10 protein-coding genes, 1 tRNA gene and 1 pseudogene are annotated in these 15,234 nt (G+C 43.1%); 6 read left to right on the top strand and 6 right to left on the bottom strand.

Going from position 1 to position 15,234, the window contains the following annotated elements:
• Nucleotides 1–7: 7 nt before the first annotated feature.
• Nucleotides 8–1,466, bottom strand: a pseudogene (tnpC, locus tag ACLFKQ_RS05705) (IS66 family transposase).
• A gap of 53 nt (nt 1,467–1,519) precedes the next feature.
• On the bottom strand, nt 1,520–2,326 hold the full coding sequence (locus ACLFKQ_RS05700) for an ABC transporter permease (RefSeq protein ID WP_448998886.1): 807 nt from the start codon (nt 2,324–2,326) through the stop codon (nt 1,520–1,522).
• Between the two features lie 191 nt (nt 2,327–2,517).
• On the opposite strand from ACLFKQ_RS05700, the gene petP reads away from it, so the two are divergent.
• The 3 genes from petP to chlG are packed head-to-tail and all read left to right on the top strand — an operon-like array spanning nt 2,518 to nt 4,862.
• Complete coding sequence (petP, locus tag ACLFKQ_RS05695; protein ID WP_448998885.1) at nt 2,518–2,715, top strand: cytochrome b6f subunit PetP; 198 nt, start codon at nt 2,518–2,520, stop codon at nt 2,713–2,715.
• A gap of 48 nt (nt 2,716–2,763) precedes the next feature.
• Nucleotides 2,764–3,858 carry a Get3/ArsA fold putative tail anchor-mediating ATPase NosAFP gene (locus tag ACLFKQ_RS05690; RefSeq protein ID WP_448998884.1) on the top strand — a complete coding sequence of 365 codons (1,095 nt, stop codon included), beginning with the start codon at nt 2,764–2,766 and terminating at the stop codon, nt 3,856–3,858.
• Nucleotides 3,859–3,866: 8 nt separating this feature from the next.
• Complete coding sequence (gene chlG / locus ACLFKQ_RS05685) at nt 3,867–4,862, top strand: chlorophyll synthase ChlG (RefSeq protein WP_448998883.1); 996 nt, start codon at nt 3,867–3,869, stop codon at nt 4,860–4,862.
• An 88-nt stretch (nt 4,863–4,950) separates the two neighbouring features.
• Here the strand turns inward: chlG and ACLFKQ_RS05680 are convergent, their stop codons facing one another.
• Nucleotides 4,951–5,184 carry a hypothetical protein gene (locus ACLFKQ_RS05680; RefSeq protein ID WP_448998882.1) on the bottom strand — a complete coding sequence of 78 codons (234 nt, stop codon included), beginning with the start codon at nt 5,182–5,184 and terminating at the stop codon, nt 4,951–4,953.
• Between the two features lie 140 nt (nt 5,185–5,324).
• On the opposite strand from ACLFKQ_RS05680, the gene ACLFKQ_RS05675 reads away from it, so the two are divergent.
• Together ACLFKQ_RS05675 and ACLFKQ_RS05670 are read left to right on the top strand one after the other, a co-directional pair.
• Nucleotides 5,325–7,337, top strand: coding sequence for a flavin-dependent dehydrogenase (locus ACLFKQ_RS05675; RefSeq protein WP_448998881.1), 2,013 nt, complete (start codon nt 5,325–5,327; stop codon nt 7,335–7,337).
• Nucleotides 7,338–7,872: 535 nt separating this feature from the next.
• A complete protein-coding gene (locus tag ACLFKQ_RS05670) occupies nt 7,873–9,390 on the top strand; it encodes an ATP-binding protein (RefSeq protein WP_448998880.1) in 1,518 nt (505 codons plus the stop codon).
• A gap of 90 nt (nt 9,391–9,480) precedes the next feature.
• On the opposite strand, the gene ACLFKQ_RS05665 is transcribed toward ACLFKQ_RS05670, so the two are convergent.
• Both ACLFKQ_RS05665 and pyrF read right to left on the bottom strand, forming a co-directional pair.
• Nucleotides 9,481–9,552, bottom strand: a tRNA-Gln gene (locus ACLFKQ_RS05665).
• 66 nt (nt 9,553–9,618) lie between these two features.
• Nucleotides 9,619–10,512, bottom strand: coding sequence for an orotidine-5'-phosphate decarboxylase (gene pyrF, locus ACLFKQ_RS05660; protein WP_448998879.1), 894 nt, complete (start codon nt 10,510–10,512; stop codon nt 9,619–9,621).
• A gap of 285 nt (nt 10,513–10,797) precedes the next feature.
• On the opposite strand from pyrF, the gene glmM reads away from it, so the two are divergent.
• On the top strand, nt 10,798–12,222 hold the full coding sequence (gene glmM / locus ACLFKQ_RS05655) for a phosphoglucosamine mutase (RefSeq protein ID WP_448998878.1): 1,425 nt from the start codon (nt 10,798–10,800) through the stop codon (nt 12,220–12,222).
• Between the two features lie 92 nt (nt 12,223–12,314).
• On the opposite strand, the gene alaS is transcribed toward glmM, so the two are convergent.
• The gene (gene alaS / locus ACLFKQ_RS05650) at nt 12,315–14,960 is read right to left on the bottom strand and encodes an alanine--tRNA ligase (RefSeq protein ID WP_448998877.1); all 2,646 of its coding nucleotides are present in this window, start codon (nt 14,958–14,960) and stop codon (nt 12,315–12,317) included.
• Between the last annotated feature and the right edge of the window lie 274 nt (nt 14,961–15,234).

The raw sequence follows: 15,234 nt of genomic DNA, 5'->3' as shown, positions 1-15,234 counted from the left end.
TAAGGATTCAGGTGCAAGCATGAGGAATAAGAGAAGGATAAGAACAATGTCCAACTGTAGCTTGTAAAGTCTGTTGAAAAAAAGTAATCACCGAACGTCCTTGCAAACGACAAGATTGAATTGCACTCAGCAGGTTGGCTGTATGTTGAAACCGTTCGATGGAACGAGAGCCACCACAAACTTTCCGCTTGGTTACAGCAGTTCTCAAACATCGTTCAGCTAGATTATTGTCGGGGGGTATCTGAGGATGTGTCAGAAAATACCACCATTGCTCCGCCTTATCACGCAGCGAACGTAGCAGTTTTCCAGCTTCATGACCAGCATTCTTGAGCCAAGTCTTAATTGCGCTAGTCACTCGCCTTCGGAAATCCTCTGCCCAATCTCGATAGTGGCTTTCCTGATGGGTCTGTCGCCAAACCCGATGTTGCTTAAATGCCTCATCAATTAGAGACAGAAAGGTGGTAGCAATTTCTTGGTTATCTACCCCTTTAGTCTTTAACAGTTTTTGAAAATGACGACGTAGATGAGCCAAACACTTTTGTTGTCCTGCTACTGAATAGCCGTTGTAGACACTAAAATCGTCGCTAATCAAAACTCCATCATAGAATACTCCTAATACAGCTTCCAATTCTCTGCGTTTTCTAGTATCGCCGGCATGAAACAGGCAGAACTCTGACCCAGCTAAAACCCAGAGCCATTCTTTGACTCCTTTAACTGAGCAGGGGGTTTCGTCACAATGTAGAGGAGGATGCTCTGAATTAATCGACTTTTTCAACCCTTCAACACTGTTGATACTCGCTTGTTGTACTCGTTCGTTCATTGGTGGCAACTAAAGTTCCCCTACTAATTTCTATTGCTCCCAGTTCCCACAACAGTTCTTGCTGTTTAGCATAGGACATATGAGCATAGTTTCCCAGCCAGGAAAGTAACCCCTGTAGTCTGACTCCCAAGTCTTGACCTGGAATCATTGTGGGAGACCGTCGAGCTGCCTCTATTGCTCCACACTTGCCGCATTGACAGTGATGACGTTGGTACTCTACGACTTGTATCGGTTTTGCCACCAACTGGGCTACCTGTTGAGTATCTACTCGTACCCCCTTAGTCTTCCATTGTTGATTTCCACAGTTGGAGCAGATGGTCGGTTTCAATACTTCGTAGCGGTCTACACGCCCAAATCCTTTTCTCGTCTTCCCTTGATGTCCTGGTTGTCCTCCTGGTTTTCTTTTTGTCTCTTTTTTGGCTTCTTCCAACCCTACTTCTGGTTTTCTCTCGCTTTTTTTCAGCAAGTCAGTTGAAGGGGGTTTCGATGAGGTTTGGCTGTCGAGGTTGAGGCTCTGTTCCAGTTGTTCTATTCTTTTTTCTAGCTTCTCAATCAGCTTTTGTTGGGTAGTCACGATTTCTGCCAGTTTCTCATTGGACAACTGGCGCAGTTCTTCGGCTTTGAAGGGGTGATTAGCTTCGCTCATTATTGGCTACTTTAATCTCTTTTTCCTTTTTGTCAACCCTGATACCTGAATCCTTACAGTAAATCGATAAACTGAGACTGCCAGCTTGAAAAAGCAACTATGCCCAAAACTAAAACTATTAAACCACTTAAAAAAGCCTGACAAATTAATAATAAATTGGGTAAGTTTCCTGACAGAGAAATTTGACGTATACTTTCAATAATTGGTAGCAAAGGATTGAGAATTAGAAATTTGCTTACTGCTTCGGGAACAATTTCAGGTGGATAAAAAATCGGCGAACTAATCCATAACAAGAAAGTTAATAATTCGTAAAAATAAGACAAGTCACGAAAAAACACATATAAAGCACTCATTAATAAACCTACTCCCGTGCAGACCAAAGTCAAAGCTACCAAAGGCAAGCATAAGGCTAAGGTATTGATAACACTATGGGAAATTATTAAAGTCACCCCTACTAATATTGGAAAAGCACCCACAATTAACTGAAAGATATTAGCACCGATAGTCGATAGGGGAAAAATAAACAAAGGCAAGCGAATTTTATTGGCGATCGCACCGTTATCTACCACGCTAGCTAAAGCTTGAGCAGTAGAAGCAGAAAAAAAGTTAATCACTACTAAACCAGTAAAAGCCGCTAAGATGTAATTTAGGGTAGAGTTATCATAATAACTGGCAAATGCCGCTCCAAAAATAGCCGTATACAGTCCCGTCATAATTAAAGGATTTAACAACGACCAATAAACTCCCAATACAGAACCACGATATCTTCTTTTCAAATTACGCTCGATGAGAACGATGAATAATTCCCAATACCAACGCAACTGCTGTTTGGACTTATTGTTTGCTGCTGATAAAACCATCTTCGATGCCTAAAAAAAGTTGAATTATGATTAGGAGCCTATTTTAGCTAAGGTTAACAGAGAAATACTCCCTCTGCCTTTCATAGTCAGGCAAATTTATGGTGTTGTGGGCTAGAACTTAAAAAAGGGGATGGTTTTGCTTTAAACTGTGAATTGGCTCATTAGAATTTGAATTTGGAATATAAGCAGGAATGGAAATCGGGCAGAAAGTAAGAGTATATCGATTGATAGATAGAGTAAACAGTAAAGTTGCCGGACTATTAGGTAAAATCGGAACCGTCAAGGAATTTAAAATGACAGACGGTAGTGGAGTTGGAGTGATCGTGCAGTTTGATGATAATACCGGAACTTGGTTTTTTGAGGATGAAATCGAACCAGTAGATCGGTAATTTAGTAATAATTACAGCAATACCTAATCAACAAAAATCACAACTAGTATGTCTTCGATCGTCACCTTTTTAGGTACAGATAGTACGGATCGCACCACTGTTGCGATCGCCACTGCCAAGAAATTAGCCAATGAAGGAAGTAGAGTGCTACTCGTGGGACTTCAGTCTCGCCCTGCTTTTCGGCTCCTTTTGGGAATGACTGCCGCTGCCGAACCTGTAGAAATTGCTGCTAACCTGAGTGTTGTCGAACTAAGTGCCGCAACGCTATTAGAAAATAGCTGGGAGGAAGTTAAAAAAATCGAGGCTCAGTATTTACGTTCTCCGTTACTTAAAGAGGTGTACGGTCAAGAATTGGGCGTACTTCCAGGAATGGATGAAGCTTTGGCGCTCAACGCAATTCGCGAATACGACCAGAGCGGTAGTTACGATGCGATCGTCTATGATGGTACGGGAGACATTAATACTCTCAGGATGTTTGGGATGCCAGAAATTTTAAGCTGGTATATCCGTCGTTTTCGGGGTATATTTGTCGAATCAGATATTGTTAAAGCCCTGTCTCCCTTCGTCCAGCCAGTAAGTACTGCCGTACTAAACGTCACCTGGTCGGCAGAAGACATCTCAGAGACAAATAATCCTGCATCCCAGATTTTAACTAAAGGTACTAAGGCTCTCGCAGAACAAAGAGTTATTGCTTATTTGGTTACCAAAGACGACGAAATTGCGATCACCTCTGCTAAATATCTGTGGGGTAGTGCCCAGCAAATCGGACTAACCGTAGCTGGAGTGCTACTCAGTGGTGGGGAAACTACCGAGATAATCTCTAGTGAATTTAAGCCTTTGACCGTTACCTCCCTGCCAGAGTTTGACGGCAGTAACTGGCAGCCCCTAATAGAAGGTTTGCCTACTAAAATTGAAAGTGGCGATGCTCCCCAACCAACGACAATCTCTACAGCAGAGAAAAAAATTGCCGTATTTTTACCAGGCTTTGCTAAAAAAGAAGTTAAACTAACTCAATACGGTCCGGGAATTACTATCGAAGCGGGCGATCAAAGACGTAACATTATTTTACCGCCTGCTTGGCAAGGTCGTTCGGTAACGGGAGCTAAATTCCAAAACGGCTATTTAGAAGTAACTATCGGTTAACTAGAGTTATGTCTGACACTACTCCTTCTCAAGACTTAAAAAGCAAACAGCTAGAACGCAATGCCAAAACGCGACAACTATTAGGAATCAGGGGAGCAGCAGCGGGGGAAACCTCAATTTGGAAAATTAGGCTGCAGCTAATGAAACCAATCACCTGGGTTCCTTTGATTTGGGGAGTAGTTTGTGGCGCGGCATCTTCGGGCAACTTTAGCTGGACGTTAGAAAATGTTCTCCTGGCAGCAGCTTGTATGCTGCTTTCAGGACCTTTGATGGCAGGTTATACCCAAACCCTCAACGAACTTTACGATCGCGAAATCGATGCGATTAACGAACCCTATCGCCCCATTCCTTCAGGAGCAATTTCTCTAACCCAAGTTAACATTCAAATTTTCGCGCTCTTAGCGGCAGGAATTGCCGTGGCATATGGATTGGATCGAGCGGTGGGTCATGAGTTTCCCACGATTACCTGTATTGCCATAGGAGGAGCGTTTTTAGCCTACATCTATTCTGCTCCCCCGTTAAAGCTGAAACAAAACGGCTGGTTGGGTACTTATGCTTTGGGTTCGAGCTATATTGCCCTGCCCTGGTGGACTGGTCACGCTTTATTTGGCGATTTAAACTGGACGATCGTAATTTTGACTCTAATTTACAGCTTTGCGGGTTTGGGAATTGCTGTAGTCAACGACTTCAAAAGCGTCGAAGGCGATCGGCAGTTGGGCTTGAAATCTCTACCCGTGATGTTTGGCATTACTACCGCTGCTTGGATCTGCGTTATCGCGATCGATGTATTTCAAATAGGAATTGGCGGTTACTTAATTGGCATCCACGAAAATCTCTATGGCTCGATTGTGCTGCTATTGGTAATTCCCCAGATCGTCTTTCAAGATATGTACTTTCTGCGCGATCCCCTAGAAAACGACGTGAAATATCAAGCCAGTGCCCAACCGTTTTTAGTTCTGGGAATGTTGTTTACTGGGTTGGCATTAGGTCACGCGGGGATTTGAAAGCAGGAAGTAGGAAGTAAAAACTCAGGAGTCAGGAGGCAAGAGAAAACTTATTACTTACTACTCATTACTTATTACTCCCTACTTGTCAGGGCAGCATCTTCCAAGCCAAAGCGATCGACTCGCTCAACCACTTGCGGCGAGTTAAGTCTAAAACTCTGTCATCTTTGAGCACTCCTGCTTGCAATTCTTCCAAAGATTGACCTTGTTGACGAGCGATATTAACTACTCCAGCGATCGCGGTCGCAATTATTTCTTCATTAATCGCATAATTTCTTAATGCCAGAATTTCTTCTGCATTGAGAGGAATGGGATAATCCATAGTAGTAATAATTAATCTGCAAAAGATTATCAGTTATCCAAGGGTGTGAGATCTTAGTTCAAATCTTTATTTTGCTATAGGTTTAGCTTATTGCTGCTGACGGGGTTTTAAGCTAGATCTAGTAATTCAATCAACTGGTAATGAAAGAAATACTATATATAGAAATTCCTACCCCCGACATCGATAAAGTAAAACTTTGGTTACATCAATGGCAACCTAAAGTGGGAAATATAATCATAACCCCAGATGGAATTCGTTGGCATCTTGCTTTAGAATTGGAAACCGATAGTGAATTGTCGATCTTTGTTTGGTCGTTACAGCGTACGACTTATCTCAAAATCTTTCAGTGGGGTGAAAATCTACCGAGAGCTGCTACTGAGATCGAACAGCAGCTAGTAAGAGAAATTCGCGCCGCATTTCCGCCACAGTATCCCGTACCCCCAGCAATAGATTTAACTGAACAGACGATTTTTGAAGCTCTAGCTAAATACTATCCTCGAACGGTACATTTTTTTCAAAAAATGCCCGATGGGGAACGCGACCTCAATCGAGTTTATTGGTGGGAACGACGCTGGCGCGAAAGTGTTAAAAATCCCGAGCAGCCTCAAGAAGTAATTTTTCGAGTTGCCGAAGCGAGCCACAAACCAACAAGTCAAGACACGGCTTACGATTTAATTTATATTGGCGGTGCATTGGGAGTAATACACGCGGCGATAATGGCTCAAAAAGGCTATCGAGTTCTGCTGATCGAGAGATTGCCTTTTGGGAAAATGAACCGCGAGTGGAATATTTCCCGCGACGAATTTCAAAGCTTGATTAACCTGGGTTTATTTACTCCTGAAGAGTTTGAAACAGTAATTGCCGCTGAATATCGCGATGGTTTTAGCAAATTTTTCGATGCATACAATCCACCCCATCTCAAAGCCAAAGTGTTGCACACTCCCAAAGTGCTGAACGTAGCACTTGATGCCGAAAAACTACTGCGTTTTTGCGGAGATAAGTTGCGACAGACAGGAGGCGAGATTTGGGATGAAACCGAATTTACTCGCGCTGAGGTTTCGGATACTGAAGTGACTGTAAGCTCGGTTTACTTGCCAACTGCGAACGAGAGACAAGTTAGAGGACGCTTGTTAATCGACGCGATGGGTACGGCTTCACCCATTGCCTGGCAGTTGAATGGAGTCCGCGCCTTTGATAGCGTCTGTCCTACCGTAGGCGCGGTCATCAAAGATGGTTTTGCACCAGAAGTATGGGATGCTCGTTATGGTGACGTACTCAATTCTCACGGAGATATTTCCAGAGGTAGACAGCTGATTTGGGAATTATTTCCTGGAGACAATGGCGAACTAACTTTTTATCTGTTTCACTATCATCAAGTACATCCCGATAATCCCGGTTCTTTGCTCGAGATGTACGAAGATTTTTTTAACATTTTGCCCGAGTATCGGCGTTGCGATCCAGAAAAACTAGTCTGGAAAAAACCAACTTTTGGCTATATTCCCGGTCATTTTAGTGCCAGCGAAAGCGATCGCGCGATCGCTTTCGATCGCTTGTTGGCAATTGGCGATGCGGCTTCTTTACAATCTCCCCTGATCTTTACGGGTTTTGGTTCTCTAGTTCGCAACTTAGAACGACTGACAACTTTACTCGATACCGCTCTAAAATACGACTTACTAACTACCGAACACCTAGAGCAAATTCGTGCCTATCAAAGCAACATCTCCGTTACCTGGCTATTTTCTAAGGGGATGATGGTACCTACTCATCAACTTTTACCTCCCCAGCGAATTAATTCGATGTTAAATACTTTTTTCGGTCTCTTGGCAGAAGAACCCCCCGAAGTAGCTGACACTTTTATCAAAGATCGTACCGACTGGTTTACTTTTACGCGACTAGCTCTAGTTGCGGCGCAAAAAAACCCCGCCTTATTGTTGTGGATTTGGGAAATGGCGGGCACTAGAGATTTGATTCGTTGGTTGGGTTCGTATTTGGCGTTTAATTTGGATGCACTACGAAATTTTCTACTTGGCAGTTGGTTTCCTGGCTGGATAAAACAGTCTCAGCCCTGGTTAGAAAAGCAATATCCAGGTTTATGGTTGAGGTTATTGAGTCTCAACTACCAGTTGCGCTGCTCGACGGCAACGAAAAATTAAACCAAAAATTAGAGGTCTAAATCTCTTTAAGCAGGGAGAATTAGAGTTTCGATTCAGTGAAGCAAAGGGCAAGCTGGTAATAGACAAACAGTAGCCAGAAGCGATCGATTATAATCAAAACTGGATCGGAATTCTCGACCATCCTCGACCGTCAAACCGAGATTCATCTATCTTTAAATAAAATATTGTTTTGAGGTCGAGTGCTAATAAAATTACTATTGGTTTTGAGGTTGAAATTTGAATCTTTAATTTAGGTCAATTAGAGTAAGAATCTTCTAAATATAATTACTTAATTAGTGTACGGAGCTGCACCGACATAAACCAAGAAAAAATTTAGTTTATAGTGCCCAAATATTGTTAAGTATATATTCGAGCGGCGATGGAGCAATTTATCTCTAAGTTAATTAAAATTTAAATCCATACTCAATCGATAAGTTTGTAGGATTAGATTAAAAATTACCATCGTTAGATATAGACCGCTAATTCATAAGAACTTGGGTATTGCTAATTACCCATGCTTGGTTTTTTCTAAACAATGAATTTATTACAAATATTACTAATTGATGATAATCCCGACGATCGCACTTTAGTGTTAAGAGAATTAAAACATCTTTTTTCCCAGCTCAAATATTGGGAAATTGACGAACCTGCCAGCCTCAACCAAGCATTGCAGGCGGAGGAATTTAATTTAGTTATTACCGATTATCAATTGGGGTGGACGACGGGATTAGACATTTTACATACGATTAAACAGCAAAAACCAGAGTGTCCGGTAATTATGTTTGCCGGTACCGGTAGCGAAGAAATTGCGGTTAAAGCTATGAAAGCAGGAGTAGATGATTATGTAATTAAGTCTACTTCGGATTACGTAAGATTAGCCGCTGCCGTTCGTTCTGCCTGGGAGCGATCGCAACAACAAACAGCTTTCAACGAATTACAACAGCGTTACGACCGACTTTTCGAGCGAGTACCAATCGGGCTGTATCGTCTCGATCCTCAGGGAAAAATTTTAGAAGCAAACTCTGCATTAATCAAAATGTTAGGCTGTGTCAACCGAGAAGATTTACAGCAGCGCAATTTGGCTGAGTTTTATCTTAACGACCGACAACAACGAGATTGGTACCAACGGCTAAAGCGTAATGAAGCGATCGCCAACTTTGAAGTGCAAGCTCGCTGTCAAAACGGCAAAATTATCTGGATGCAACATAATGCCACCGCTGTCAAAAACCAGAACGGTCAAATCCTCTACTACGAGGGAGCAGCAGAAGACATCAGCGATCGCCAACGAGCCGAACGAGAACGAACTGAATTATTACAGCGGGAACGGCAGGCAAGAGAAGAAGCCGAAACTGCCAATCGTCTCAAAGAAAGGTTTTTTGCCACTCTCTCTCACGAGTTGCGCACACCTCTAAATTCTATCCTAGGATGGATACAGCTCTTGGGTAGTGGTCAACTCGATCTAGAGCGAAGTCAAAAAGCCATAGCAGTTATCGAACGTAATGCCCAAACTCAAAACCAACTGATTGAAGATTTACTAGATGTGGCTCGCATCGTGCGCGGCGATTTACAGTTAAACTTGCTACCGATACCTCTTACGGCACCGCTTGCTGCCACGATAGATACCGTCCGACCGCTTGCCGCTGCCAAGCAAATTGAATTACAAGTAGCTTTCAAGGAAAATTTACGAGAAATTAATGGCGATCCCCAACGACTCGAGCAAATATTTTGGAATCTCTTAACTAATAGCATTAAATTTACCCCTTCAGGAGGCAAAGTTAGCATAAGTTTGGAATATTTTTCCGATCGCGCTCGAGTTTGCCTCCGAGACACGGGTAAGGGCATTGCCCCCGAAGCTCTGCCTTATATTTTCGATCGCTTTCGTCGCGCGAGTAACACTTCCACTGGTTCTCAAGAAGGGTTGGGTTTGGGCTTATCGATCGTACGTCATTTAGTAGAATCTCACGGTGGCAAAATAGTGGCTCGAAGCCCTGGAGTCGGCAAGGGAGCTACTTTTATCGTTGAGTTACCACTAATGGGACATCAAATAATTTAGTTGATAGTAATATGTTTATATGTGTTTATATGTTTATCGACTATCGGCGCGGGTAGTTAACTCAATCGCTCGAGGATCATTAGATTGTAACTGGGGTGCTAGGATTCGAACCTAGGAATGGCGAGACCAAAACCCGCTGCCTTACCGCTTGGCGACACCCCATTATCTGCCTTAAATATATTAACAGTATTTTAGGGAAAGTTGTCAACTAACAGCACGAAAAATTATCTATAAAATATCTCGTACCTGGTCAATCAGCTCGTGAGCTGCGGCTCTAATCGCAGCCGAATTCGATTCTGCTTTGCCATAGAGATGGGGATACATAATCGCTCTAGAACTGCTAATAATCGCTCCTAAGCCATCAGAGTTAAAACAAGCCTGAATGCCCGCTTTGCTTCCTCCCTGTGCCCCCACACCGGGGACGAGAAAAAAACTTTGGGGTAGCTGCGATCGCAAACGACGAGCGGCATCGGGATGAGTCGCTCCCACTACTGCACCGATACTGCTATAGCCATTTGTTCCCAGGCTTTTTGCTGCCTCAACTCTGACTAAATCACCGACAATTTCATACAACAAGCGATCGCCTACTGAGCAGTCTTGAACGACTGCACCGCCAGGATTAGATGTTTTTACGCAAACAAAAATTCCCTTACCCCAGATAAGTGCTTGTTGGATAAAAGGCTCCAGACAATCTGCTCCCAGATAAGGCACGATAGTTATGGCATCGGCTTCTAGAGGTGGAGCAGGTTGAGAGGGAAAATAACTTCTAGCATAAGCTTCAGCAGTAGCGGCAATATCCCCCCGTTTGACATCTAAAATTACTAGTAATCCTCTTTGGCGAGCTGCCATAATCGTTTTTTCGAGAGCGCGAAAGCCTTCAGAGCCAAAAAGTTCGTAATAAGCAGATTGGGGCTTGACTGCAGGTACGAGATCGGCGATTGCATCTAAAACGAGAAGATTGTATTGATAAATTGCCTCGGCGCATTCGGCAATGTTACTGTGGTTATCGATTTGATGTCGGGTAAGAAACCACTGGGGCATTTTAGCTAAAGCTGGATCCAAACCCACTATACAAGGAGTATTTTTGACTCGGATTTGCTCGATTAAACGATCTATAAACATAATACAAAACTAGTTAACTCGCGAAACTAGATTGATAAATCTACGGCGCTCCCGATTGACTATCGACAAGTCTTGGTAAAATCTGGGAAGCTCGAATGTCGCTTGCGATCTATTATTCAGTATTTAATGCTAGACGAATTTTAAGTTTATTCGTTATCCTTGGTCTGTCCCTACCAATCGACTGTGGTTTGTAGTCCGATTGTTGCTAAACTTTGCTGGCAATGGGATTTGATGTATCTATTAGTTAAATTCGTTATTTGAATAAAAAGTTAGGAGTTTGTTGGTGTGAGAGATTCTATAAACTTACTTACCAAAATATCGCATTCAGAGATCGATACCTTACCCAAAACACCGTTATTCGGGACTGATGGTATTAGGGGCAAAGCAGGAGAACTGCTCGATGCCCCTTTTTCTTTGCAACTAGGTTATTGTGCGGGCACAGTTTTAAGAGAAACTACCTCGAACGGGGGTGTGGTCATTATCGGACAAGATTCTCGTAACTCCAGCGATATGTTAGCCATGGCGATCGCGGCAGGATTGACCGCTGCAGGTTTAGAAGTGTGGCACCTGGGTTTATGCCCTACTCCTGGTGTGGCCACTCTAACTAGAATTAGCCCGGCAGTTGGAGGAATTATGATTTCTGCCAGTCATAACCCACCAGAAGACAACGGCATTAAATTTTTTAACGGCGAAGGCACTAAATTAGAGGAACTTCTCACCCAAAGAATTGAAGAGAGACTCAGAGCATCGGATCGAGAGGGACAGAATTTTTCCGAGCGCACCTGGGGCAAACACTATTATCGTCCGAAATTAGTCGAAGATTATACTCAAAATCTCAGACAGTCCCTACCTACTGCACTCGATCTAAGGGGGATGCGAATAGTTCTAGATTTAGCTTGGGGTGCGGCGGTAAATGTCGCGCCAGCTATTTTTCAACAACTGGGTGCAGAAGTAATTAGTTTGCATCAATTGCCAGACGGCGATCGCATTAATGTTAAATGTGGTTCGACCCATCTCGATTTGCTCCAGCTAGCGGTAAGAGAATATCAGGCAGATTTGGGATTTGCTTTTGATGGCGATGCCGATCGCGTTATGGCAGTTGACAGTCGCGGTAGAGTAGTAGACGGTGACTACATTCTCTATCTTTGGGGCGAGTGCTTGCGCAAACAGCAACAGCTACCAGATAATTTAATCGTAGCGACCGTAATGGCAAACTTGGGCTTCGAACGAGCTTGGCAAAGCTCTGGCGGCAAACTACAGCGCACTCTCGTCGGCGATCGTCACGTTCAAGCTGCAATGTGGCGCACGGGAGCGATGTTAGGAGGAGAACAATCGGGACACATACTCTGTCATCATCACGGTGTTTCTGGAGACGGCATTCAAACTGCTCTGCATTTAGCAGCATTAGTACGCCAATCTGGGGTTTCCCTCTCAACCTTAATCGATGGTAGTTTTCGAACTTATCCCCAAATTTTGCGTAACGTTAGAGTAGAACATGGCGATCGCCGCCGCCGCTGGCAAGAATGCGAAGCCTTACGAGAAGGAATTCTGCGGGCAGAAGCAGCTATGGGAGAACAAGGCAGAGTCTTAGTTAGAGCCTCTGGAACCGAACCCGTAATTCGAGTTATGGTTGAAGCGATTACCGAAGAATTAACTGATTACTGGACGAATAGTTTAGTTGCTCTGGTGCGACAACATTTAGCAGCTTAAAAATAGCTTGCTGAAAGTTATCTAGTCTATTATTTATTGAACTAGCTTCAATAAAATAAACCCCAAGGCGGGAAACAACCCACCTATTAAAATCAACTTAATCCTGCAATCAATTGCTGCTGTGCAGCATCTAAAGCTTTATCTAACTTGCTAGCATCTCTGCCGCCAGCCTGGGCTAGATTTGGTCTGCCACCACCGCCACCGCCGCAGATTTTGGCAATACCACCAATGAATTTACCTGCTTGTAGTTTCTTTTCTTGAATAACTTTTTGACTAAAAGCAGCTACCAAACTTACTTTACCCTCAGCCGGAATCGAACCCAAAACCACGGTTGCTTCACCTAATTTTTGCTGTAATCTTTCAGCAGCAGCCTGTAAGGATTTGGCATCTAATTCGCCCATGTTGGCAACTAACACTTTATACTCTCCGACGCTTTCTGCTTGAGATAGTAAACTATCGGATTTAGCGATCGCCAGTTCTTGTTTTACCACTTCTAATTCCTTTTGAGTAGCTTTAAGTTCGGCTTGTAAACTGCTAACGCGATCGCCAATTTCTTCCGGTTTGGCTTTAAAGCGAGCGCTCAATTCTTTGACTATTTTATCCCGTACATTTAAATAGTCTAGAATTGCAGCACCGGCGACGGCTTCGATCCGTCTCACTCCCGAAGAAATCCCCGTTTCAGAAATGATTTTAAACACGCCAATTTCAGCGGTATTGCCAACGTGAGTACCGCCGCAAAGTTCCATCGATACGCCAGGAAAATCAATCACCCGAACATTATCGGCATATTTTTCCCCAAACATCGCTATTGCACCTTTAGCTTTGGCTTCTTCTAAAGGCATAATATTAATATCGGCTTGGTGCGCCTCAGAGATCCAGGTATTAACTAAGTCTTCTACCTGTTGGATTTCATCTGCCGTTAAAGCGCGGGGACAGTTAAAATCAAACCGCAGGCGATCGAAGTCTACTAAAGAACCCGCTTGGGAAATTGAATCATCGACTATTTTCTTTAACGCGGCTTGTAACAAATGGGTTGCGGTATGATTGGCTTGGGCGCGACGACGGCAGGCGCGATCGATTGTGGCGTTAACCGTATCACCGAGTGAAATAGTACCCCGTTCGATAGTGCCGAAGTGAACGAAAATACTGCCTTCCTTTTGCACGTCTTTAATGCGTACCAGGGAATTTTCACCAGAGAGATAGCCTTTATCGCCAATTTGCCCTCCAGACTCAGCATAAAAAGGAGTTTCGTTTAAAACAATTTGAACTTCATCTCCTGCATTAGCCGTTTCTACCCGTTTACCGTTGACTACAATTCCCGTGACGATAGAATTGACAGCTAGCTTGGTATAACCTAAAAACTCAGTGGTTTTACTCTCATGCGCTAACTCACCCAAAGCATTCTGCGCCGTTAGATCGATAGATTCATGGGCATCTTTGGAACGTTCTTTTTGCAACTGCATTTCCCGTTCAAAACCCTTTAGATCTACGGTTAAACCCTGTTCTTCAGCAATTTCTTCGGTTAATTCCAAAGGAAAACCATAGGTGTCATACAGTTCAAAAGCATCATCACCAGAAATCTGTCTCTCGGAAAGATTAGCTGTTTTAGCGATAATCTCCGCCAATAACTTTTCGCCTCTTTCTAAGGTTTTGAGGAATTGAGATTCTTCTCGCTGCAATTCGGTTTTGATAAACTCTTCTCGTTCTCTGACATTAGAATAAGCCGATTCAGATAGAGCGATCGCAGTTTCGGCAACTCGACTGATAAAGTTACCTTCAATGCCGATTAATCGACCATGACGCACCACGCGACGAATTAGACGACGTAAGATATAACCCCTACCGACATTAGAGGCAGTAATCCCATCGGCGATCGTGTGAACTACAGCACGAACATGATCTCCGATTACTTTAAATGAGGTTTTAGTTTTTTCGTCGGCTGTAGCGTAATCGATCCCCGCAATCTCAGCTGCAGTTTTAATTATCGGAAAGATAAGATCGGTTTCGTAGTTATTGGGTACTCGTTGCAGGATTTGCGCCATCCTTTCCAAACCCAAACCCGTATCGATGTTTTTGTTCTTTAGTGGCGTCCGATTTCCTTCGGCATCTTGGTTATATTGCATGAATACCAAATTATAAAACTCGATAAACCTGCTATCGTCCTCTAAATCTATATTCTCATCGCCCAATTCTGGATGAAAATCGTAGTATAACTCCGAACAAGGACCGCAAGGTCCGGTAACGCCAGAATTCCAAAAGTTATCCTTTTCTCCCATGCGCTGAATACGATGCGGGGCAATACCTATTTTGTCACGCCAGATAGCAAAGGCTTCATCATCTTCTTGAAATACGCTGACGATGATTCTCTCTGGGGGCAACTTATATACCTGGGTAGAAAGTTCCCAAGCCCATTCTATAGCTTTTTCTTTAAAATAATCCCCAAAGCTAAAGTTACCCAACATCTCGAAGAAGGTATGATGTCTGGCAGTACGTCCCACGTTTTCAATATCATTGGTGCGGATACATTTTTGAGAAGTAGTAGCGCGGGGTTGCGGTGCTTTTTGTTGTCCCAAAAATATTGGTTTAAATGGTAGCATCCCGGCTATTGTTAATAGTACTGTTGGATCTTCTGGTACTAACGAGGCACTGGGTAAGATTTTGTGTTGTCGTTCCTCATAGAATTTGAGAAATTTATCGCGGATTTCGTTTCCGCTTAAGTATTGGAGAGATTCAGCCATAGTAATTTATTTATTACAATTTCAGTCTATTTATTCATTCTTGCATTTTTAGTGATATATCAGTTTTGCCTCCAGTCGCAAAAGCGCAGGCAGATTTATTGGTATGTTTGAAAGTTTTCAAGGGAGATTTTTTTATGTCCGTAGTTTTTGGGCGCAAATTATCAATAGCAAACTACATAAGAAATACAAACTACTTCCGAAAAGTTATTGACATCCTATTAGAAGATTACTAGCCAAACATAATTTAATTCAATGTAAAACAAACTTGCTATTG

The sequence above is a fragment of the Myxosarcina sp. GI1(2024) genome (assembly GCF_053543375.1).
This window is presented reverse-complemented; position numbering and strand designations above follow the sequence as displayed.

Excerpts from the sequence above, each read along its gene's own strand:
- pyrF (WP_448998879.1), bottom strand. The coding sequence starts at position 10,512 with ATGTTTATAGATCGTTTAATCGAGCAAATCCGAGTCAAAAATACTCCT.
- ACLFKQ_RS05670 (WP_448998880.1), top strand. The coding sequence starts at position 7,873 with ATGAATTTATTACAAATATTACTAATTGATGATAATCCCGACGATCGC.
- ACLFKQ_RS05690 (WP_448998884.1), top strand. The coding sequence starts at position 2,764 with ATGTCTTCGATCGTCACCTTTTTAGGTACAGATAGTACGGATCGCACC.
- alaS (WP_448998877.1), bottom strand. The coding sequence starts at position 14,960 with ATGGCTGAATCTCTCCAATACTTAAGCGGAAACGAAATCCGCGATAAA.
- chlG (WP_448998883.1), top strand. The coding sequence starts at position 3,867 with ATGTCTGACACTACTCCTTCTCAAGACTTAAAAAGCAAACAGCTAGAA.
- ACLFKQ_RS05680 (WP_448998882.1), bottom strand. The coding sequence starts at position 5,184 with ATGGATTATCCCATTCCTCTCAATGCAGAAGAAATTCTGGCATTAAGA.
- ACLFKQ_RS05675 (WP_448998881.1), top strand. The coding sequence starts at position 5,325 with ATGAAAGAAATACTATATATAGAAATTCCTACCCCCGACATCGATAAA.
- ACLFKQ_RS05700 (WP_448998886.1), bottom strand. The coding sequence starts at position 2,326 with ATGGTTTTATCAGCAGCAAACAATAAGTCCAAACAGCAGTTGCGTTGG.
- petP (WP_448998885.1), top strand. The coding sequence starts at position 2,518 with ATGGAAATCGGGCAGAAAGTAAGAGTATATCGATTGATAGATAGAGTA.